This window comes from Curtobacterium sp. MCPF17_011 (genome assembly GCF_003234145.1).
Lineage (GTDB): Bacteria > Actinomycetota > Actinomycetes > Actinomycetales > Microbacteriaceae > Curtobacterium.
Genome location: NZ_QKSK01000006.1, coordinates 123,277 through 143,241, shown reverse-complemented (window position 1 = coordinate 143,241; position 19,965 = coordinate 123,277). Strand labels below are relative to the sequence as shown.

The following is a 19,965-nucleotide window of genomic DNA, read 5'->3' as shown; positions in this document are numbered from 1 at the left end:
CGTCAAGCGTTTGACATCTCAGCGCATCAAGCGCTTGACGTCAAGTCGTGCGGATCTCGCGTTCCCACCGTCGCTAGCATCGACGCGTGCCCTCGTCCCCGCGCAGACGCCCCGCTCCGTCCGGCCGGGTGACCGCCGCGATGGTGGCCGAACGTGCCGGCACGAGCATCGCCACGGTGTCCCTCGTCGTCAACGGCAAGGACCGCGGGCGGGTCTCGACACCGATCGCCGACCGGGTCCGGGACGCCGTCGAGCAGCTCGGCTACGTCGTGGACCACGCGGCGAGCTCCCTGGCGCGCGGCAGCGGCGACCTCGTGGTGCTCATCGCACCCGACCTGTCGAACCCGTTCTTCGCCGAGGTCATCCGCGGCGTCCGGGACACCGTCGGTGACCGCTTCCAGCTCGTGCTGTCCGTCACCGAGCGCGGCGCGCAGCCGGTGGACGCCGACGTCCGCCGCTTCGAGCGGCTCCGCCCCGCCGGGATCCTGGTCGACGCACCGGCCGAGAGCGCATCGATGTCCGCGAGCGTCCCCGTCGTCCTGCTCGACGCACCGGGCGGCCCCGGTGCGGTCAACTACGACCTCACCGCCGGGGTGGAGGCGCTGGTCGCCCACCTCGCCGCGGCCGGACACCGCCGGGTCGCCTACCTCGACGGGACCTCACGCGCGACGACGTTCGCGGTCCGCCGCACGCTGTTCGAGCAGGCGACCGCCACCGCCGGCATCACGACGTCGCCCGTGACAGCACAGGCGGACCTGACGATCGACGCCGCCGCGACCGTCGTCGGGCAGGTCGTCGACGCGTGGCTCGCTGACGGGGTCACGGCCGTCGTCGCAGCCGCCGACACACTGGCGTACGGGGTCCTCCGGGTCGCCGCCGAGCGCGGCATCGCCGTCCCGGCGACCCTGGCGGTCGCCGGGTTCGACGACCTGCCCTCGTCCTCGGTCACCGCGCCCAGCCTGACGAGCGTCGCCCTCCCCGGTGCGGAACTCGGGCGAGCGGCGGCGCTCCGGCTCCTCGCTGCACTCGACGGCGTCGGCGCCCCGGACCCGGCGCTGCCCACCCGCCTGGTCCCCCGCGCGAGCACCGGGGCCTGAGACCGAGCAGACGTCGGACGGGAGGCTCCCCACCAGCTGGTGGGGAGCCTCCCGTCCGACCGTCGGTCGCGTCTACTCGTCGTGCCGGGTCGTCGAGACCGATCCGGTCTGCGAGCCGACCCGCTCGGGCGACTCGGGCTCGGACCCGGCCGGCACGTCACCCCGCACCGCACCGTCGCGACGCGCTCGCTCGAGCGCGTCCGCCTCGTCGCCGCCGACCGCCTCGCCGCGGGCGACCATCCCGGCCACGTCCGCCAGCCGTAGCTGCGGGATGAAGAGCGCGAGCACGAGCGCGGCGGCGATGAACGGCAGCAGGTACCAGAACACCGGCGACAGCGAGTCGGCGTACGCGTTGACGATGCCGTCCTGCACGGCCTGCACGGCCTGCACGGCCTGCGGCAGCTTCAGATCGCCTTCGCGAAGCAGTACGACCAGGGCATCGTCTCGGCGTACGGCTCGTACACGTCGATGCGGTCCCACCCGGTCTTCTCGTACAGCGCCACGGCCTCGGGCTGCTTGTCGCCGGTCTGCAGGACCAGACGCGTGGCCCCCTGCTCGCGGCCCACGCGGGCGCACTCGTCGAGGAGCGCGGTAGCGGCACCCTTGCCCCGGGCGGCCGCCAGGACGATGAGGCGCTTCAACTCGATCTCGTCTCCGAGTCGGCGGACGGCGATGTGCCCGAGGACGGTCCCGTCGTCGTCGACGGCGAGCAGGGACGTCACGACGGTGGACGGGTCGACCGACAGCACGCGGTTGCGCTCCGCGGTGACCTCGGGAGCCTCACCGGGGTTGGAGTCGCCGTACCGCTCGTGCATCTCCTCGTCCATGGTCGCGCGGAGTGCGACTCCGCGCGGGTCTTCCCAGGGCACGCGTTCGATGGTGATCACGATCGTCCATCCTGACACGCGACGGGCGGACGCGTGTGCACGGGTCGCGTCAGGAGAGCGAGCCGATCGGGCTGCCGTCGAGGTCCTCGAGCAGGGCCGCAGCGTCGTCGTACACGGCCGCGGCGCCGGCACCGCGCAGCTCGTCCCCGCCGATGCCGCCGGTCATCACGCCGATGCAGGTCACCCCGACGCGACCAGACGCCTCGACGTCCCACATCGCGTCGCCGATCATGACGGCACGCTCGGGGTCCACGCCCACCTTCTGCAGGGCGACCTCGATGATCCCGGGGTCTGGCTTCGCCTGCTCGACGTCCTCGCCGCTCGTCACCGCGGTGATCCAGCGGTCGGCGTCCAGGAGTTCCAGCAGCCGGTCGAGTTCGTTCTGCGGGGCGCTCGTCGCGAGCACCACGGCGTGCCCGCGGCCGGCGACCGCCTCGAGCAGGTCACGCGCACCGGGCAGCAGCCGCAGCTGCGGCATGTGCTCGGAGTAGTAGGCGGTGTGGAACTGCTTCGCGGTGTCACGGACCTCGTCCGAGGCGTCCGGCAGCAGCGACTCCAGGAGCTTCGACGAGTCCATCCCGATCGCCCGGTGGATCCGCCAGGCGTCCACGGACTCGCCCGCCGCGCGGAAGGCCCGCCACCAAGCGTCGATGTGGGCGTAGTTGGAGTCGGCCAGGGTGCCGTCGATGTCGAAGAGGACGGCGGTGGTGGAGGTGTCGGACATGCCTCCACCCTGCTCCGTCGGCGGCGACCGTCGCCTCAGGTGGGCCCCCGGGCGCGGTGGACGCGCCGGACGACGGACGGGAGGCCCGGGACCGTCTGGTCCCGGGCCTCCCGTCCGTCAGGTGGTGACGTGTCAGGCGCTGCGGACGTCGTCCGCCGACGACTGCGCGTTGTCCTTCACGTCGGACGCGGCGCCCTGCGCCTCGTCCTTGACCGTCTGGGCGGCGTCCTGCGCGGTGCCCTTGAGGTCCTGCGCGTGCTCCTTGGCGGCGTCGACGAGCGGGCCGCTGGCGTCCTTGGCCTGCTCCTTCGCCTTGTCCAGGAGCGGTGCGGCCTTGTCCTTGAGGTCGCCCGCGAGTTCCTCTTCCTTGGTGGAGGAGGGCAGGAGCGACGACGCGAGCCAGCCGACACCGAAGGCGATGAGGCCCACGGCGAGCGGGTTGCCCTTCGCCTTCTCGACACCGCGCGAGGCGGCGTCCTTGGCGGAACCGGTCGCGTTCGACGTGGAGCCGGAGACGCTGGAGCGAGCCGAGCCGGCCGCGCCCATGACGGAGTCGCGTGCGCTGCCCGCCGCGCCCATCACGGAGTCGCGGGCGTCCTGGAACCGGCCCTTGACCTTCTCGGTCTGGCGGTGGGCGATCGACGACGGGTTGACCTTGTCGGCCAGGGCGTCGACGTCCGAACCGAGTTCGCCGCGGGTGCGCTCGATGTCGGCGCGGATCTCGTCTGGGGTACTCATCAGTTCCTCCCGTTGTTGGGCTTGAGTGTCTCGGGGACTTCCTTGACGGTCGCGACCGTCTGCGGCGCACCGTTGATCTGCTTGATCTCCTTGCGCCCGCGGGAGGCGAGGATCGCTGCGGCGATGGCGTAGATGACGGCGATGACCACGGCGGACCAGGCGTTGCCGATGAGGTAGCCGAGGCCCCACCATGCGGCGATCGACAGGAACAGCAGAGCGAACAGCCCGGTGACCCCGGCGCCGCCGAACATGCCGGCGCCCTTGCCCGCCTTCTTCGCGGAGTCGGTCAGCTCTGCCTTGGCGAGCGCGACCTCCTGCCGGAAGAGGGTCGAGAGGTCACGGGACACCTCGGAGAGGAGTTCGCCGAGGGGCGTCGATGCAGCACGCTCCTCCGCGCTCGGCTGCCCGGGCACCGTCCGACCGGTCGCGCCGGGGAACGGATCGGTCATACGAGCGGCCCCGTCCCGGCGGTGCCGGTACCCGTGGTGCTCGTGCCGGTGACGCCCGTCGAGCCGAGGTCGGAGGTCCCGGTCGTCCCGGTCGCCTCGGCTTCCTTCTCGTGCTTGATCTCGGTCGTCAGCGCCTTGGCGAGACGGCCGGCGAGGATGCCCGCACCGGCGGCGATCGCGATGAAGGTGCCCGGACGGCGCGCTGCGAACGACTTCACGTCGTCGACGAGCGAACCCGGGTCACGGCCTTCGAGGTACCCGGCGAAGGAACCGGCACGGTTCGACAGGTCGCGGACGACCTTCGAGGCCAGGCCCTGCTCGTCGTCGTTCTCGGCCATCTTGCCGAGCTGCTCACCGATCGTGCGGAGTCCGCCGGCGGCGCGCTGCTGCTGGTCGGCAGCCTGGTCCTTGAGGGTGCTGGACGCCTGCCCGTAGAGCTGGCGTGCGTGGTCCGACACCTCGGAGGCGACGTTCGCGGCCTGCTCCTTGGCGGTGCCCGCGACGTTCGCGGCCTTCTCCTTGGCGTCGCCGGCGACGTCGGAGGCGGCACCCTTCGCGGCGTCGGCCTTGCCACCGCTCGAGCTGTCGTCGGAGCCGGTGCTGCTGACGCCGCTGCCGGTACCGGTCGCGGTCAGGCTGCCGGCGGGGACGGTGCCCGCGGGCAGCTGCTCGTCGGCGGGGATGGCGTCCAGCGGTTCGAGGTCGTCGAATCCGGTGGGGCGCGCGACGGGGGTACCGCTCGCGTAGGACGGGACCGTGACGCCGGGGTGGATCTCGTGACCCTCGGCGGCAGCCGTGGCGTCGTGGATGGGCGTCCCGGAGTCGTTCCCGGGTGGGTTCGTGGTCATGGTCGGCCTTCCGGTCTTCTCGTCGCGGCGGGCGGTGCACCCGCTGCGTTGGACACGAACCTGCGCGGAAGAGTCTGAGACGGGTTCCAGGAACGCCGATCTGCGCGGATTCCCGCTCGACCCTCCCCAGAACGCCAGTCGAGGAGCGACATGCCCCTCCTTCACAGCGACCGTCCGGTTGGCTCGAGCCATGCCATCCGTCTCGGTCGTGGTCCCCGTGCGCGACGACGCCGAGCACCTTCGACGGTGCCTGACGGCTCTGGCGGTGCAGACCCGGCTCCCGGACGAGGTCGTCGTCGTCGACAACGGCAGCTCCGACGACAGCGCGGCCGTGGCCCGTGCCGCCGGCGCCGTCCTCTGCGTCGAACCGGTCCGCGGCATCGCCCGTGCGTCGTCGCTCGGCTACGACACGGCCCGAGGGGACGTGATCGTCCGGCTCGATGCGGACTCCGTGCCGCCGCCGCACTGGATCGCGAGCGCGCTCGACCTGCTCGAGGACCCCGCCGTGGTCGCGGTCACCGGTCCGGGCCGGCCCGTGGACGCCGGGCCCCTCGTCCGGCTCGCCTGGCCGGTCCTCTACATGCAGCCGTACTTCGTCCTCATGCACGGCGCACTCGCTCGACCACCGTTGTTCGGGTCCGCGACAGCGATCCGCAGGTCCGCATGGCTCGCCGTCCGCGACCGGGTGCACCGGGACGACCCGGAGGTCCACGACGACGTCGACCTCAGCATGCAGCTGGACCCGTCGTGGCGGGTGCTGGCCGATCCCGTGCTCGCGGTGGGGGTGTCCGCGCGACCGTTCTCGAGCCTCCCGTCCGCACTGTTGCGTGCACGACGCGCGTTCCACACCTTCCGGGTGACCGGTCGGCGCGCCTCACCCTCACGCCGGTGGGCGCGACGGCTCCGGGTGGCCTGGCGGGCTCGTGACCACGTACGGGCGTGGTGGCGGGCGCGCTGACCGTCGACGCCACACCCGACGGCTGACGCGGCTCGTCGTGTCCGTCCCACCTCAGGGCAGGACGACCACCTTGCCGGCGATGGCCCCGTCGGCGGCCTCGGCGTGCAGGGCCGGCAGCGCGGTGAGCGGGATGCGCCGCGTGACCTCCACGTGCAGCGAGCCCTCGTCGACCAGGGACACCAGGCGTGTCAGACGGTCGCGGTTCGGCAGCACGAAGACGACCGCGGAGCGCACGCGACGTGATGCGTCGTCCGGGGCGGGCATCCAGGCGGTGGTGCTGACGACCGCGCCGCCGTCACCGACCAGGGCGACCAGTCGGGTGAACTCCGCGGGGTCGAGCGGGGCCAGGTTGAGGAGCACGTCGACCGGTTCGGTGACGGCGTCCAGCAGGTCCGTCGTGGTGTGGTCGACGACCTCGTCCGCTCCCGCAGCCCAGACGGCGTCGGCACTGCGGGGGCTGGCGGTCGCGACGACGTGTGCGCCGAGCTGCTTCGCCAGCTGGACCGCGTACTTGCCGACCACACCGCCCGCGCCGACGACCAGCAGGCGCTGCCCGGCCTGCAGCCGTCCGTCGTCGACGAGCGCCTGCCAGGCCGTCAGGGCGACGGAGGGCAGTGCGGCGGCGTCGGCGAGCGGGATGCTCGTCGGGGCGGGGACGAGGACGTCGGCAGGAGCGACGACGTACTCGGCCGCGCCGCCGTCCCGCTCCATGGGCAGGAACCCGATGACCGTGTCACCGACGGTGAGCCCCTCGACTCCAGCCCCCACGGCGTCCACCGTGCCGGAGACGTCGTAGCCGGGGACGTGCGGCAGCACGATCGGGATGGGGAGGGCCCCGGCGCGCATCCCGGCGTCGGCGGCACTGAACGCCGAGGCGGCGACCCGGACCCGGACCTCGCCCTCGGCCGGGACGGGCTGTGCGACGTCGAAGTACCGGAGCACCTCGGGGCCGCCGATCTCCTGGAACTGGACTGCCTTCATGGTCGTTTCCTCTCGTTGTTGCTTCGAGTTCGAAGCACTTACCAGGAACGTACCACTGCTTCGAACTCGAAGCAACGGGTAGGATCGATCCATGACCGAGACACCGCTCCCGCTCACCGACGCGCAACTGACCGCCTACCTCTCGTTCACCGAGGTCAGCGCACTGCTCCGCCCCGCGGTCGAGAAGCAACTCAAGGACGTCGGAGCGCTCAGCTACGTGCAGTTCCAGTTGCTCGCCCGACTCGGCGACGACCCGAGCGGCAGCCGGAGCATGACCGACCTGGCGGACGGCGTCGTCTACAGCCGGAGTGGACTGACCTACCAGGCGCAGCTGCTCGACCAGCGCGGGCTCGTCTCCAGGGCACCGTCGCCCGAAGACGAGCGCCGCGTCGTCGTCACGATCACCGACGCGGGCCGCGAGGTCCTGTCCGCCGTGTTCCCGGGACACATCGCGCTCGTGCGCGAACTCCTCTTCGCCTCACTGTCCGAAGCGGACGTCGAGTCGCTCGCACGGATCCTGAACCAGGTCGGGACGCGTCTCCGCGAGGCGCCGCCCCGCTCCGCCGCTCCGCGCCGTCGACGGGCCGACTGACGCGACGGTCAGCAACGTGGCGCGAGGAGCCTCGCGGCCCACATCGAACACCGTCCAGCCGGACGGCGTAGCGTCACTCGAGTCGCCCAGCCGGAAGGCACGCGAGGGACCCTGACCTCGTGGAGCGACGACTCGCGCCTGCCACTCCCGGAGGCACGCGCAGGCCGTGGACGCCCGCCCCTGACCCGAACTGCGGCGGGCGTCCGCGAGTCCACTCGGCCAGGTGCCGGACGGGAGGCCGCGTCAGCGGCCGCCACCGTGCCTCCCGTCCGCCTCGTCGACGGACCGCAGCCCGAGCGCTCAGCCCGCCGCCGGGTCGGCCAGCAGTGACGCGAACGCGAGCTCGGCCGCACCGCGGAAGAGCACACTGCCGACGAGCTCCGCCGGGACGATCCGCAGGTCCTCGCCCATCGCGGTCATCGTCTGTGCCCGCACGGCGTCCTCGAGCCGGGACCCGACGTGCCGCAACAGCGTGCCGAGGAACCCGCCGAGTACGACGACGTCCGGGTTCACGGTGTGCACGACGTTGCGGATGGCGACGGCGAGCGCGGTGACCTGCCGGTCGACGACGGCCGCCAGCTCCGGCCGGTGACCGTCGGCGAGGACGTCGCCGAGCCGGTCGGCCTGGTCGATCCCGAGTCCGGCGGCGTCGAGCAGCGCTGCCTGCGAGGCCTCGGTCTCCAGGCACCCGGCGGCGCCGCAGTGGCAGCGGATCCCGTTCGCCGCGACGAAGGTGTGGCCGAGCTCCCCCGCGTACCCGGCAGCGCCGGCGAGAGGGCGGCCGCCGGTGATGATCCCGCCACCGATGCCACTCGCACCGCCGTTGACGTACACGACGTCGGTGGCCCCACGCCCGGCACCGTAGAGGAACTCCGCGGTGACACCGAGGTTCGCGTCGTTCGCGGCCCGGACCGGCAGCCCGGTGCGCTCGGCGAGCGGTGCGGCGAACGCCTCGTCACGCCAGGCGAGGTGCGGGGCGTACCGGACGACACCGTCACCGACGCGGACGATCCCGGGGACCGACACCGCGACGCCGACGACCCGTCGACCCGCGGTCCATTGCCGCTCGGCCGCAGCCGCGACCAGGTCGGTGGCGATGGCGAGCGCTTCGTCCGGTGTCGAGACCGAGGAGGTCCGGACCGTCCGCCGCTCGTGTTCGGTGCCGTCGAGGCCGATGACGGCCAGGGTCACGGCGTCGATCTCGGGGACGATCCCGAGGGCGACGACCTCGGCCGACGCGGAGACGGTCGCACTCGGACGTCCGACGCCGGTGGCGGGCGGCGCGTCCCCCTCGACGACCAGGCCGAGGTCGACGAGTTCGCCGACGAGGGCGGCGACCGTGGAGCGGTTCAGCCCGGTCTCCCGGGTGAGTGCGGAGCGGGGCATCGGTCCGCGCTCGTGCACGAGTCGCAGGACCCGGGCGAGGTTGCGGCGCCGGACGACGTCCGTGGTGCGCGCGGGACGGGAGGCTGTGCTCGCCTCCGACATGTCCGCTCCGATCGTCCGTCCCGCCAGCGTAGTGCGGCAGCGCGATGCTGCACTCGTGCTGGGCGACGGTCCTCGTGGTGGCGGCCACGAGGACCGTCGCGCAGCGCGATCGGTGGCGGCCCCTCAGACGGTGACCGTGCCGTCGTCGGCGAACGCGACCGCGTACGTCACGGCCCGGCCCTCGGGGGACGTCACCACCACGTCACGGTTGCTGGCACCACCGGCGCCCGGGAACGCCCGGAGCTCGAGGGCCTCGTGGTAGTCGTGGTCCGGCCGGTCGGTGCGGGTGGACAGCGGCAGGACCGCGCCCTCGCGGACCCAGAGCGGCAGGGTGTCGAAGCCGTGCCGCTCGCGCCGCCAGACCCCGCCGGTGACGACCTCGCCCGTGAACCAGTTCGTCCACGAGCCCGCCGGCAGCCAGTACTCGACGTCGCCGGACGCGCTGAACACCGGCGCGACGAGCAGGTCCGGTCCGAGCAGGTACTGCCGGTCGCAGTACGCGGCGGTCGGGTCGTCCGGGAACGCCAGCGGCATCGGACGCATCACCGGGATGCCCCGTGCGGACGCCTCGAGCCCGGCCGCGTACAGGTACGGCATCAGCCGGAGCTTCAACTCGGTGAAGGCCCGCGTGACGTCGACCGCTTCCTCGTCGAACGCCCATGGCACCCGGTAGGAGCTGCTGCCGTGGAACCGGCTGTGCGACGAGAGCAGCCCGAACTGCACCCAGCGCTTGAACACGGCCGGGTCGGGGGTGCCTTCGAAACCGCCGATGTCGTGCGACCAGAAGCCGAAGCCGGACAGCGCCAGGGACAGGCCGCCGCGCAGGGTCTCCGCCATCGACGGGAACGACGAGGTGTTGTCCCCGCCCCAGTGCACCGGCATCTGCTGGCCGCCGGCGGTGGCGGAGCGGGCGAACACGACCGCGTCGCCCTGGCCCTTGGTCTCCTGCAGCACCTCGAACACGGCCTGGTTGTACAGCTGGGTGTACCAGTTGTGCATCCGCTCGGGGTCGCTGCCGTCGGCGTAGACCACGTCGAGGGGGATGCGCTCGCCGAAGTCGGTCTTGAAGCAGTCGACGCCCTGCTCGACGAGTGCCCGGAGTTTCGACTGGTACCAGGCGGTGGCGTCCGGGTTCGTGAAGTCGACGAGCCCCATGCCGGCCTGCCAGAGGTCCCACTGCCAGACGGTGCCGTCGGGGTTCATGACGAGGTAGCCGCCTTCGACCGCCTCGTCGAACAGCGCCGACGCCTGCCCGATGTACGGGTTGATCCACACGCAGACCCGCAGGTCCTTGTCGTGCAGTCGTCCGAGCATGCCGGTGGGGTCCGGGAACACCCGGGGGTCCCACTCGAAGTCACACCAGGTGAACTCGCGCATCCAGAAGCAGTCGAAGTGGAACACCGAGACCGGCAGCTGGCGGGCGGTCATCTCGTCGACGAACGAGGTCACGGTCGCTTCGTCGTAGTCGGTCGTGAACGAGGTCGACAACCACAGGCCGTAGGACCACGCCGGCACGTGCGCCGGACGACCGGTGAGCTGGGTGTACCGCTCCAGGACGGCTGACGGGCTGCCGCCGCCGATGACGTGGAACACCAGGGACTCCCCCGGCACCGAGAACTGCACGCGCTCGACGGTCTCGGAACCGACCTCGAAGGAGACGTGCCCGGGGTGGTCGACGAGGACGCCGTACCCGCGGTTGGTCAGGTAGAACGGCACGTTCTTGTACGACTGCTCGCTCGAGGTGCCACCGTCGGCGTTCCAGATGTCGACGGTCTGCCCGTTCTTGACGAGCGGCCCGAAGCGTTCGCCGAGCCCGTAGACGAGCTCCCCCACGCCCAGGTCGAGCTGCGCGTGCACGAACCGGTCAGACGCCGGTGCGTCCGCGCCTTGGACCCGGGCGTTGCCGACCACCCCACGGGAGACTTCGGCGCCGGGGTCGAGGGTGACGTACCCGAGCGACTTGTGCCCGGAGTTGGTGAGCACCCGCTCGGTGCCGTCCGCGTCGGTCGCCACGAACCGCAGGTCCCAGGGCGCTCCGCGGGTGACGACGGCCGACAGGTCTCCGGAGGTGAGGGTCCCGACACCGTCCTCGACCGTGGCGGAGCCGTGCCCCGCCTCCTGGCCGACCAGGTCGAAGGAGAGCTCCGGACGCGGTGCCCGGAAGTGCTCGACGCGGACGGTGACCACGCCCTCCATGGGGCTGGACAGTGAGACGGTGAGGGTCGGACGGTTGAGGGTGTCGCCCCGCGACGCGATGACCTTGGTCGGCGCCGTGACGACCAGGCGGTCACCCTCGGGCGACTGCCGTGCGTCGATGTCGTACGCCTCGGCGGCGTACACGGGGTGGACTCCGGGCCTGAGCTGCCAGAACCCGTCGGTGAACTTCATTACTTGACCGCTCCTGCCGTGATGCCGCGCGCGAGGGTGCGCTGGAAGATGAGGAAGAACACGAGCGTCGGGATGAGGCCGAGCAGGGCCGACGCGCTCGTGGTGGTGACGTCCATCAGCCGGTCGCCCTGCAGCAGGGAGATCGCGACCGGAACCGTCTGGTTGTCGTTGCTGACCAGGAAGGTCAGGGGGATGAGGAACTCGTTCCACGTCCAGATGAAGAAGAAGATGAGCAGGACGGACAGGGTCGGGCGGCTGATCGGGACGATGACCCGCCAGAGCACACGCCAACGACCGGCGCCGTCGAGCGCGGCGGCCTCGAGGATCTCCTTCGGGAAGGTCCCGTAGACGCTCGAGAGCAGGTACGTGCCGAACGCGGACTGGATCACCGTGAAGACGATGATCACGCTCCACACGTTGTCGTACAGTCCGATGCCCTTGAACATCATGTAGAGCGGGTAGAGCAGCACCTCCTGCGGCAGCATGTTCGCGAGCATGAACAGCACCACGATCCAGGTGCGGTAGCGGACCCGGCCGATGCCGATCGCGAACGCGTTGAGGATCGAGATGAGCACCGCGAGCAGCGCCACCATGCCGCTGATGAAGACGCTGTTCCAGAGTTTCAGCGGGAAGTCGACCCGGTTCCAGAACGTCGTGATGCCGTCGAAGGACAACTGCGTCGGCCAGGCGAGCGGACCGCCGGCCGCGTAGTCCGCCGGCGTCTTGAACGAGTTGAGCAGGATGAGCAGGAACGGCGCGGCGATGAGCACCGCGATGACGATCCCGCCGGCGAGGACGACCCAGTCGGAGGGCCGCTTGACCCCGCCTTCGCCCGGTCGCTTGCGCGGCTTCGCCGTCGGGCGGGAGGCCCGGCCCGCGTCCGCCGTGACGGTCGCCCTGGTGCTGGGTGCGGACACGGTCATCGTGCCTCCTCCTTGCGTTCGGCCCGGTTCTGGGCGGCGATGAACCCGATGGCCACGATCACGATGACGACCGTCAGGGCGGTGGCGATGGTGGCGCCGTACCCGACCTGCTGCGCCTGGAAGAACTGGCTGTACGAGTAGTAGCTCGGCACGATCGTGGCGTTGCCGGGGCCGCCGCCCGTCAGGGCGTAGACGGGCCCGAACACCTTGAGCGCCGCGATCGTGCAGGTGAGCACGACGACGAAGATCTCGGGCCGGATGATGTGCACGGTGATCGAGCGGAACCGCTGGAACCAGTTCGCACCGTCGAGTTCGGCGGCTTCGTAGAGCTCCGGGTCGACGCGCTGCAGGGCCGCCATGAAGACGACGACCGGGTAGCCGATCTGCACCCACACGAGCACGACCGCGACCGAGAGCAGCGCGGTGTCCGGGCTGCCGAGCCAGTTGTGCTGCAGACCGTCGAGTCCGACCGCGCCGAGCACCGCGTTGAGCGCACCGTTCTCCGGGCGCAGGATCCACCCGATGACGATCGCCGCGATGACGGCCGGCAGGATCTGCGGCAGGTAGTAGGTGGCGCGGAGGAAGCTGGCGAGCTTGCCGCCGAACTTCTTGCCGATCACGTCGAACAGCGCGGCGGCGAGGACGAGCCCCAGGCTGGTGGGGACGATCACCATCGCCAGGATCATCACGATGCTGTTCCGGAACGAGATCCAGAACTGCCCGTCGGCCATCAGCCGGCGCCAGTTGTCGAGCCCGGTGAACTGCGGCGGCAGGATCCCGCGGTAGTTCGTGAACGACAGGTACACGTTCCACCCGAGCGGCACGAGGATGATCGCCGCCAGCAGCACGAAGCCGGGGAGCAGGTAGAACCAGTAGCTGCCGCGGCCGGAGGCGGGCATGATCACGCCGTCGTCGCGGCGGCGGGGGCGGGGCACGCGGCCGCGGAGCGGCGCGAGAGGAGGACTGGACGCCATCGTCGGGCTTCCCTTCCGGGGAGTGGGGTGGTGCGGGTGAGGGGCCCGGGAGGCGCGTGACGAGTCGGACTCGTCACGCGCCTCCCGGGTGGCCGCGTCAGCGACCGGGGTGGTGCAGGTGACCGGAGGGTCGAGACCGTCAGGTCAACCCGTGACGGCCTTCACGCCGTCGGCGTACTGCTGGCCGAGCTCCTCGTTGACCTGCTTCGGCGAGCTGCTGCCGTTGAGGACGCTCTGCAGACCGGCGTTCAGCTGGTCGTAGAACGTCGACGTGGGCCAGTCGGGGTAGTACGCCAGACCGTCACGCTCGGTGAGCGTGTTGAAGTTGGCGATGAGTTCCTTGCTCTTCTCGTCGGTGATGTCGGACTCGGTCGCCGCGACCGGGACACCACCGTTGTTGCCGATGATCGCCTGCATCTCGGGACGGAGCGTGATGTCGATGAACTTCTCGGCGAGCGTCTTGTTCTTCGCCTTGGTCGGGACGACCCAGAGGTTGCCGGACGAACCGGGCGACATCTCGGCGCCCGGGTACAGGAAGGTGCCCCAGTCCTGCTGCATCTCGGTGCCGAAGCGGCCGTACCACCACGAGCCGGAGAAGAACATCGGGTACTTGCCGCTGATGAAGGCGGTGCCCGCGTCCTCGGCCTTCATGCCGGTGGCGTCACCGGAGATGTAGCCCTTGTCGGTCCAGTCCTTGATCGTCTTCGTGGCGTACGAGATCTGCTCGTCGGAGAAGTCCACCGGGTTCTTGTACAGCTGGTAGTCGTCGACCCAGCTGCGGTCCGCCTTGGACAGTGCGAGCTGGTACCAGAGCTGGCCGAGCGGGTACTCCGCGGCGGACTCGGCGAGGGGTGTGACGCCCTTCGACTCGAACGTGGCCATCGCCTTCTCGAGGTCGGTTTGGGTCTTCGGGACCTCGACGCCGTACTTCTCGAAGAGCTCCTTGTTGTAGTAGAACTCCACGTACTCGCCGTAGTCCGGCACGCCGTACCAGGAGCCGGAGCCCATCACGCCCTTGTCGTCGTAGCGCGCGGTGGTCTGCAGGGACTTCGCCAGCTTGTCGTCCCAGCCGTACTTCTCCACCGCGTCGTCGAGCGGGCTGAGCAGGCCCTGGCTGGCGAGCAGGCCGGCGGTGGCGTTGCCCTTGTTGTACTCGATGAGGTCCGGCGCCTGGTCGGAGTTCAGCGACTGGCTGGCCGTCTTCCGGATCTGCTCGAAGCTCTTCTCCTGGAACTCGACCTTCGCGCCGGTCTCCTTCTCGAAGACCTTGATGGACTCCTTCCAGGCCTTGCCCATGGCGGAGTCCTCGGACTCGAAGTGCCAGAGCTTCAGCGTCTTGCCGTCCTCGTTGCTGCGGTCGTCGGCGCTCCCACCGGCGGAACAGCCGGTCAGGACGACGGCGGTCGCGGCGAGCCCGGCGAGTGCGCCGAGCAGGCGTGACTTCTTCATGTCGCTACTTCCTCGTAGTTGTTGGGGTGTCGCAGTATCGAAGCGCTTCGACAGTGCACGGCCGAAGACGCCGGTGGAGCCGTGTCCGGTCAGTGCACCGGTCGGATGGACCCGCGGTCGATGAACCGCGGTCGGAGGAGTGTGACGCCCGGTTCACGGACACCGTCGACCTGACGGACGGCGCCCTCCACGGCGCCGCGACACATCTCCTCGAGCGGGAGGGGGATGGTGGACAGGGGGACCTCGAGCGCGTCGGTGTCGTAGCTCGCGCAGGCGGCGACGACCGAGACGTCCTCGGGGACACGGATGCCCCGGGACACGAGGTGGGCCAGGACGGCCTCGACGACGGGCTCGTTGCAGTGGAACACGAGCGCCGTCATGTCGGGCAGGCCGGCGAGCAGCTCGTCGGCGGCCGCACGCTGGTCGACGCGGTCGAGGGACGGGTACAGGGCGAGGGTCGCGATGCCGGCGGACCGGCACTCGTCCTCGAACGCGTCGGCGAACCGGCGGATGAAGCCGGTGTGCCGCTCGACGTAGGTGGCGGGGTGCCCGATGACCCCGATGCTGCGGTGCCCGGCGGCGGCGAGCGCCCGGACGGATTCGCGTCCGGCCTCGGCGAAGTCCAGGTCGATGCAGGTCAGGCCCGTGGTGTCACCCGGGACGCCGACGAACGCGGCCGCGGCACCGGAACGGCGCACGACCTCGGCCCGCTCGTCGTCCGTGGAGACGCCGAGCACGACCACCCCGTCGACCAGCGAGCTGTCCACCACGCGACGGATGCCGGTGACCTCGTCGTCGCGGGCGAGCAGGAGGACGTCGTCGTCGTGCGCCCGAGCAGCCTCGACGACCGCCGTGACGAAGCGCATGTGCGTCGGCAGGTGCGCGTCCTCCCGGATCGGGGCGGACAGGGCGAGGATGTTCGTCCGGGCCCCGGCGAGCATCCGGGCACCGGCGTTCGGGCGGTAGTCCAGGTCCGCGACCGCCCGGTCGATGCGCGCCCGGGTGGTGGCGGAGATGCTGCGTTTGCCGGAGAGGGCGTACGAGACGGTCGAGATCGAGACGCCGGCGGCCTTCGCCACCTCGTGGATCGTCACCATGCGCGCACCTCCTCGTGCTCGTTCGTCGCTGTCGTCGGGCGGCTCGTGAAGGGCTTGTGAAGCGCTTCGACGAGCTCGCGACGGCGACGCTAACAGCGTCGAAGCGCTTCGCGCAACCCATTTGTCGGCGATGCCAACAAATGGAGCGCGCCATGTGCCCACCTCCCGTCGGCACCCGACGCGCCCACGCTGGGAAGCGGGACGGACATCACGGATCGGCATCATCCGGACGACGACGAGGGTGCGGACGCGGGTTCCCCTGCCAGGATCGACCGCATGGGGGCACGCAGCGCGCACGTCATCACCGCACTCGTCATCGGCACCGTCGGGGTGGTGACGCTCAGCGGGTGCACGGCCGACGAACCAGCACCGACGAGGACCGTGACCGTCACCGCGACGCCCCGGGCGCTGCCGCCGGGCGACACCGACGTCAGCGCCGCAGCGGTGTGCGGGCAGGTGAGCGCCGTCGAGACCATCACGTTCAACGCCGCCGACGCACACCAGCGCGGTGAGCTCGGGGACGAGGCGTACCGGTCCCGACTCGACGCCGCGCGCTTCGTCTACGAACGACTCCCGTCCGTCGGTGACGTCGGTACGTCGGTCGCCGCACTGCAGACGTGGCTGACGGCCCACCCGGCCACCGATTCAGCGCTCGCGCTCGACCCGGACGACGTCGGGCTGCAGGACGCCGTCGCGTCGGTCGGGGCGGCCTGCGGCGCGGCCGGGTCGCCGGTCGCCATCTCGGCGGCGTCCGGCGGCTGACGGGAACGCGGTCCCCTCGCGCCGACCGACCGATCACCGCGCCGGACCTGCCGCTGCGATGCCCGTCCGCCGGGCTACGCGAGCGGGACCGCCGCCGGCCGGGAGGCCCGGCTCACCACCTCGACGACGCCGTGCGTCCGCCCCGCGGTCACGATGGACTCCATGACGTCGAGCACGTGGAACGCCAGGTCACCGGAGGCCCGGTGCGACTCCCCCGACGCGATCGCCCGCGCCATGTCGGCGAGACCGACGCCCCGTCCAGCGTCGGGAACCCGGCGAGGACGGGCAGTTCCCGGAACGTCCGGTCCGCAGGCGTCGCGATCCGGGTCGGGTCGGAGAACCGGTTCGGATCGGCGACCGACAGCGACCCGGCGGTGCCGTGCACCTCGAACAGCGGTGCCTCGGTCGCCCACACCTCGAACGACACCGTGAGCGTGGAGACGACCCCGCCCTCGTGCTCCAGGATCGCGACGACGTGGGTGTCGACGTCGACGGGCAGGACCTGCCCGGCGTTCGGCCCGGTCGCGACCGTGCGCTCCCGGGTCGACCGGGTGGTGCTCCCGCTGACGCGCACGACGGACCCGAAGAACGTGACGAGGCTGGTCAGGTAGTACGGGCCCATGTCCAGCAGCGGACCGCCGCCGGGCTGGTAGTAGAAGCCGGGCGCCGGGTGCCAGAGCTCGTGGCCGGGCGCGCTCCACGACACCGCGGCCGCGACGGGCGTGCCGATCCGACCCTCGTCGAGTGCGGCGCGGGCGGTCTGCACACCGGTGCCGAGCACGGTGTCCGGCGCGCTGCCGACCCGCAGGCCTCCGGTCCGGGCGGCGGCGAGCACCGGAGATGCCTCGGCGGTGCTCAGCGCGAGCGGCTTCTCGCCGTAGACGTGCTTGCCCGCAGCGAGTGCCCGGAGTGCCACCTCGGCGTGCGCCGCCGGGACCGTCAGGTTCAACACGACGTCGACCTCGTCCGACTGCAGGAGCTCGTCGACCCCGAGGGCGTGCACGCCCTGCTCGTCGGCGACCGTCGCAGCCCGGGCGGTGTCGAGGTCGGCGACCGCGGTGAGCCGGAGGTCGGGCAGCGACGGGAACTGCTCGAGGTACTGCCGGCTGATGTTGCCGACGCCGACCATGCCGACGCGGAGGGGTGCGGCGTTCATCGGGCGGCCCACAGCAGACCGCGCTCGATGATCGTGCGGACGGGTTGCGACTCGACGATCTCGATGCGGTGCCCGGGCGCCGAGACGAAGATCCGCCCCTTGCCCCACTGCCGGGTCCAGATCGCCGGCGAGGTCACCGGGCGGTTCCAGGCGTCCCAGCTCCGGGCCTCCTGGGTGGTGGTGGCGAGCACGTCGTCGTACTCGTCGCTGAGCACCCAGTACTGCTCGCTGACCAGGTCGAAGTCGTCGATTCCCTGCGTGATCGGGTGCTCGCGGCCGAGGTCCGTGACGTGCACCGTGTAGGGGATGTAGTTGTCGGACTGCTCGCCGACGCGCTCGGACGGGTGCTTGCCCGCGTGGTGGGCGAACTGGCCACCGATCATGTGCAGGTAGTCGGCGTTGTCCCGGTACGAGTCCGCGATGCCGCCGTGCCACCCGGCCATGCCGGTGCCGGCGAGGACGGCGCGCTGCAGGCCGTCGAACTCCTCCTTCGCGATGGTCGACATCGTGTTGACCTGCACCACGAGGTCGACCGTGTCCATCACGGCCTGGTCGGCGTAGACGGCGGTGCTCTCCTCGACACGGACGTCGAAGCCGTTGTCGCGGAGGAACGGGATGAACAGCTCGGTGGTCTCGACGGGCATGTGCCCGTCCCAACCGCCGCGGACGACGAGTGCCTGGCGTTGCATGGGTGCTGCTCCTGAGAGATCGGGGGAGGGAGTGGTCATCGCGCGGGGATGGTCGTCCAGGCACTGCCGTCGGCGGCGCTCCGCTGCACGGCGTCCAGGACGTCCTGCACGTGCAACCCCACGGCGAAGGACGGCTCGGGCTGCTGTCCGGAGGTGATCGCGGTGACGAAGTCGACGACCTCGTGGACGAACGTGTGCTCGTAGCCGATCGTGTGCCCGGTCGGCCACCAGTGCGCCATGTACGGGTGCTCCGGTTCGGTGACGAGCACCCGGCGGAACCCCTGCTCCCCCGCCGGAGCGGCCTGGTCGTACACGCGCAGTTCGTTCATGGCCTCCAGGTCGAAGGCGATCGCTCCGGTGGACCCGCTGATCTCGATGGTCAGACCGTTCTTCCGCCCGGTCGCGTACCGGGTGGCCTCGAACGAGGCGACGGTCCCGCCCGGCCGGGCCGCGCCTCCCGTCAGTCGCCCCAGGAACCACGCCGCGTCGTCGACGGTGACCCGGCCGCGCTCCTCCGAGGCCGTGCCGGACAGGCCGACGCCGTCGGCCAACAACGGGCGCTCGTGCACGAACGTCTCGAGCGTGCCACTCACGGAGCCGAGCGTCGCGCCCGTGATGTGCTCGACGAGGTCCACGGCGTGCGCGCCGATGTCGCCGAGCGAGCCGGACCCGGCGAGGGACGCGTCCAGCCGCCACGTCATCGGACCGGTAGCGTCGGTGAGCCAGTCCTGCAGGTACAGCGCACGAGCGTGGCGGACCTCGCCGATCCGGCCGGCCTGCACGAGCTGCCGGGCGAACGCGAGGGCGGGGACGCGCCGGTAGCTGAAGCCCACCATCGAGCGCACCCCGCGCGTCGCGGCCGACGAAGCGGCGGCGACCATGGCCTCCGCCTCGGCGACGGTGTTGGCGAGCGGCTTCTCGCAGAGGACGTGCTTGCCGGCCTCCAGGGCGGCGATCGCGACCTCGACGTGGGAGGACCCCGGCGAGCAGACGTCGACGACGTCGATGTCGGGGTCGTCGACGACTCGACGCCAGTCGGTCTCGGCGCGTTGCCAGCCGAAGCGGTCGCGGGCCGCCTCGGTGCGCTCGAGGTCGCGGCCGACGACGACGGTCATCTCGGGCTCCCGGTCGAGCGGGAAGAAGCGCGGTGCCACCCGCCAGGCCTGCGAGTGGGCGGCTCCCATGAAGCCGTGGCCGATCATCGCGACCCGCAACCGGTCCTCCGTCATCGCATGCTCCCTCGCATCGTGCGTCTGCGGTCGACGCTACGGACGGGCGGGTGGCCGGGACAAGCCGGACGGGAGGACCGGAAAACTTTCGTGGCCGTCTCGCGCCTGCGCGTGGCCGGGTCAGCTGCCGTCGGGTCGGTCGCCGACCTGGGGCGTCGGGTCAGACCGTACCGGCCGCGACGTCGTCCGCGGTGAGCCCGACGGTGTCGTCGACCAGCCGGACCACCACCGTGATGGTGTCGGGGCGGGGGCCGGGCTCGGCGTCCACGACGGAGCGGATGCGTTCACCGACCTCGCGCACGGTCTCCGTCGCGGGTCGAGCACCGTCGACCGCGACCTCCGCGGCGATCCGGACGGCCCCACCGCCGCGGTGGACGTCCACCATGGTCCCCGGCTGACGGAGTTCGAGCTGCGCCGCGACCGCGTCCGCCGCGACCCGCACGATCGACTTCGCCGGGAACACGTGGCTCACGCCGTCGGTCGCACGCGCGACGTCGGTCAAGCGGCGGGACAGCTCCTGGTCGTCTGCCACGGGT

The 19,965-nt window shown here is 71.4% G+C and carries 20 protein-coding genes and 1 pseudogene; 4 read left to right on the top strand and 17 right to left on the bottom strand.

The features are described 5' to 3' along the window. Positions 1-86: 86 nt before the first annotated feature. Positions 87-1,097 carry a LacI family DNA-binding transcriptional regulator gene (locus tag DEJ25_RS09475; protein ID WP_258366464.1) on the top strand — a complete coding sequence of 337 codons (1,011 nt, stop codon included), beginning with the start codon at positions 87-89 and terminating at the stop codon, positions 1,095-1,097. Between the two features lie 72 nt (positions 1,098-1,169). Here DEJ25_RS09475 and DEJ25_RS17030 read toward each other — a convergent pair whose 3' ends face one another. From DEJ25_RS17030 to DEJ25_RS09445, 6 genes are all read right to left on the bottom strand, one after another. Next, positions 1,170-1,487 (bottom strand): hypothetical protein, encoded by a 318-nt coding sequence (locus tag DEJ25_RS17030; protein ID WP_375334553.1) that lies wholly within the window; start codon positions 1,485-1,487, stop codon positions 1,170-1,172. Positions 1,488-1,501: 14 nt separating this feature from the next. Continuing rightward, on the bottom strand, positions 1,502-1,984 hold the full coding sequence (locus DEJ25_RS09465; protein ID WP_258366324.1) for a GNAT family N-acetyltransferase: 483 nt from the start codon (positions 1,982-1,984) through the stop codon (positions 1,502-1,504). Between the two features lie 49 nt (positions 1,985-2,033). Beyond that, entirely contained in the window at positions 2,034-2,708 is a 675-nt protein-coding gene (locus tag DEJ25_RS09460) for an HAD family hydrolase (RefSeq protein WP_111044522.1), read from the bottom strand. A 132-nt stretch (positions 2,709-2,840) separates the two neighbouring features. Further along, positions 2,841-3,446 (bottom strand): DUF3618 domain-containing protein, encoded by a 606-nt coding sequence (locus DEJ25_RS09455; protein WP_309146535.1) that lies wholly within the window; start codon positions 3,444-3,446, stop codon positions 2,841-2,843. Continuing rightward, positions 3,446-3,895 carry a phage holin family protein gene (locus DEJ25_RS09450; protein ID WP_110904827.1) on the bottom strand — a complete coding sequence of 150 codons (450 nt, stop codon included), beginning with the start codon at positions 3,893-3,895 and terminating at the stop codon, positions 3,446-3,448. Before DEJ25_RS09450 ends, DEJ25_RS09455 begins: the two co-directional genes overlap by 1 nt. Further along, positions 3,892-4,743 carry a hypothetical protein gene (locus DEJ25_RS09445; protein ID WP_111044521.1) on the bottom strand — a complete coding sequence of 284 codons (852 nt, stop codon included), beginning with the start codon at positions 4,741-4,743 and terminating at the stop codon, positions 3,892-3,894. Before DEJ25_RS09445 ends, DEJ25_RS09450 begins: the two co-directional genes overlap by 4 nt. 190 nt (positions 4,744-4,933) lie before the next feature. Between DEJ25_RS09445 and DEJ25_RS09440 the strand changes: the two genes are divergently transcribed. Continuing rightward, on the top strand, positions 4,934-5,701 hold the full coding sequence (locus DEJ25_RS09440; protein ID WP_111044520.1) for a glycosyltransferase family 2 protein: 768 nt from the start codon (positions 4,934-4,936) through the stop codon (positions 5,699-5,701). A 51-nt stretch (positions 5,702-5,752) separates the two neighbouring features. Here the strand turns inward: DEJ25_RS09440 and DEJ25_RS09435 are convergent, their stop codons facing one another. Beyond that, on the bottom strand, positions 5,753-6,682 hold the full coding sequence (locus tag DEJ25_RS09435; protein WP_111044519.1) for an NADP-dependent oxidoreductase: 930 nt from the start codon (positions 6,680-6,682) through the stop codon (positions 5,753-5,755). A gap of 91 nt (positions 6,683-6,773) precedes the next feature. On the opposite strand from DEJ25_RS09435, the gene DEJ25_RS09430 reads away from it, so the two are divergent. Next, positions 6,774-7,274: a MarR family winged helix-turn-helix transcriptional regulator gene (locus tag DEJ25_RS09430; protein WP_111044518.1), complete on the top strand. Its 501-nt coding sequence runs from the start codon at positions 6,774-6,776 to the stop codon at positions 7,272-7,274. A 300-nt stretch (positions 7,275-7,574) separates the two neighbouring features. On the opposite strand, the gene DEJ25_RS09425 is transcribed toward DEJ25_RS09430, so the two are convergent. The 6 genes from DEJ25_RS09425 to DEJ25_RS09400 all read right to left on the bottom strand — a co-directional run bounded on the left by DEJ25_RS09425 (position 7,575) and on the right by DEJ25_RS09400 (position 15,593). Beyond that, positions 7,575-8,762 (bottom strand): ROK family transcriptional regulator, encoded by a 1,188-nt coding sequence (locus DEJ25_RS09425; protein ID WP_111044517.1) that lies wholly within the window; start codon positions 8,760-8,762, stop codon positions 7,575-7,577. Positions 8,763-8,885: 123 nt separating this feature from the next. Beyond that, positions 8,886-11,150 (bottom strand): alpha-xylosidase, encoded by a 2,265-nt coding sequence (gene yicI / locus DEJ25_RS09420; RefSeq protein WP_111044516.1) that lies wholly within the window; start codon positions 11,148-11,150, stop codon positions 8,886-8,888. Continuing rightward, positions 11,150-12,073 (bottom strand): carbohydrate ABC transporter permease, encoded by a 924-nt coding sequence (locus DEJ25_RS09415; protein ID WP_110904818.1) that lies wholly within the window; start codon positions 12,071-12,073, stop codon positions 11,150-11,152. The genes yicI and DEJ25_RS09415 overlap by 1 nt, the downstream gene beginning before the upstream one ends. Beyond that, positions 12,070-12,972 (bottom strand): carbohydrate ABC transporter permease, encoded by a 903-nt coding sequence (locus tag DEJ25_RS09410; RefSeq protein ID WP_110891462.1) that lies wholly within the window; start codon positions 12,970-12,972, stop codon positions 12,070-12,072. The genes DEJ25_RS09415 and DEJ25_RS09410 overlap by 4 nt, the downstream gene beginning before the upstream one ends. Before the next feature lie 219 nt (positions 12,973-13,191). Beyond that, the gene (locus DEJ25_RS09405; RefSeq protein ID WP_110904816.1) at positions 13,192-14,496 is read right to left on the bottom strand and encodes an ABC transporter substrate-binding protein; all 1,305 of its coding nucleotides are present in this window, start codon (positions 14,494-14,496) and stop codon (positions 13,192-13,194) included. Between the two features lie 89 nt (positions 14,497-14,585). Next, positions 14,586-15,593, bottom strand: coding sequence for a LacI family DNA-binding transcriptional regulator (locus tag DEJ25_RS09400; RefSeq protein ID WP_181427395.1), 1,008 nt, complete (start codon positions 15,591-15,593; stop codon positions 14,586-14,588). A gap of 276 nt (positions 15,594-15,869) precedes the next feature. On the opposite strand from DEJ25_RS09400, the gene DEJ25_RS09395 reads away from it, so the two are divergent. After that, positions 15,870-16,355, top strand: a complete 486-nt coding sequence (locus DEJ25_RS09395) for a hypothetical protein (protein ID WP_111044514.1) — start codon at positions 15,870-15,872, stop codon at positions 16,353-16,355. Positions 16,356-16,429: 74 nt separating this feature from the next. On the opposite strand, the pseudogene DEJ25_RS09390 reads toward DEJ25_RS09395, so the two are convergent. The 4 genes and pseudogenes from DEJ25_RS09390 to DEJ25_RS09375 all read right to left on the bottom strand — a co-directional run bounded on the left by DEJ25_RS09390 (position 16,430) and on the right by DEJ25_RS09375 (position 19,961). Then, a pseudogene (locus tag DEJ25_RS09390) lies at positions 16,430-17,511 on the bottom strand (Gfo/Idh/MocA family protein). Further along, positions 17,508-18,200: a ThuA domain-containing protein gene (locus DEJ25_RS09385; protein ID WP_110904813.1), complete on the bottom strand. Its 693-nt coding sequence runs from the start codon at positions 18,198-18,200 to the stop codon at positions 17,508-17,510. Before DEJ25_RS09385 ends, DEJ25_RS09390 begins: the two are co-directional and overlap by 4 nt. A gap of 35 nt (positions 18,201-18,235) precedes the next feature. Next, complete coding sequence (locus DEJ25_RS09380) at positions 18,236-19,429, bottom strand: Gfo/Idh/MocA family protein (protein WP_111044513.1); 1,194 nt, start codon at positions 19,427-19,429, stop codon at positions 18,236-18,238. A gap of 160 nt (positions 19,430-19,589) precedes the next feature. After that, entirely contained in the window at positions 19,590-19,961 is a 372-nt protein-coding gene (locus DEJ25_RS09375) for a hypothetical protein (RefSeq protein WP_110904811.1), read from the bottom strand. Positions 19,962-19,965 lie beyond the last annotated feature (4 nt).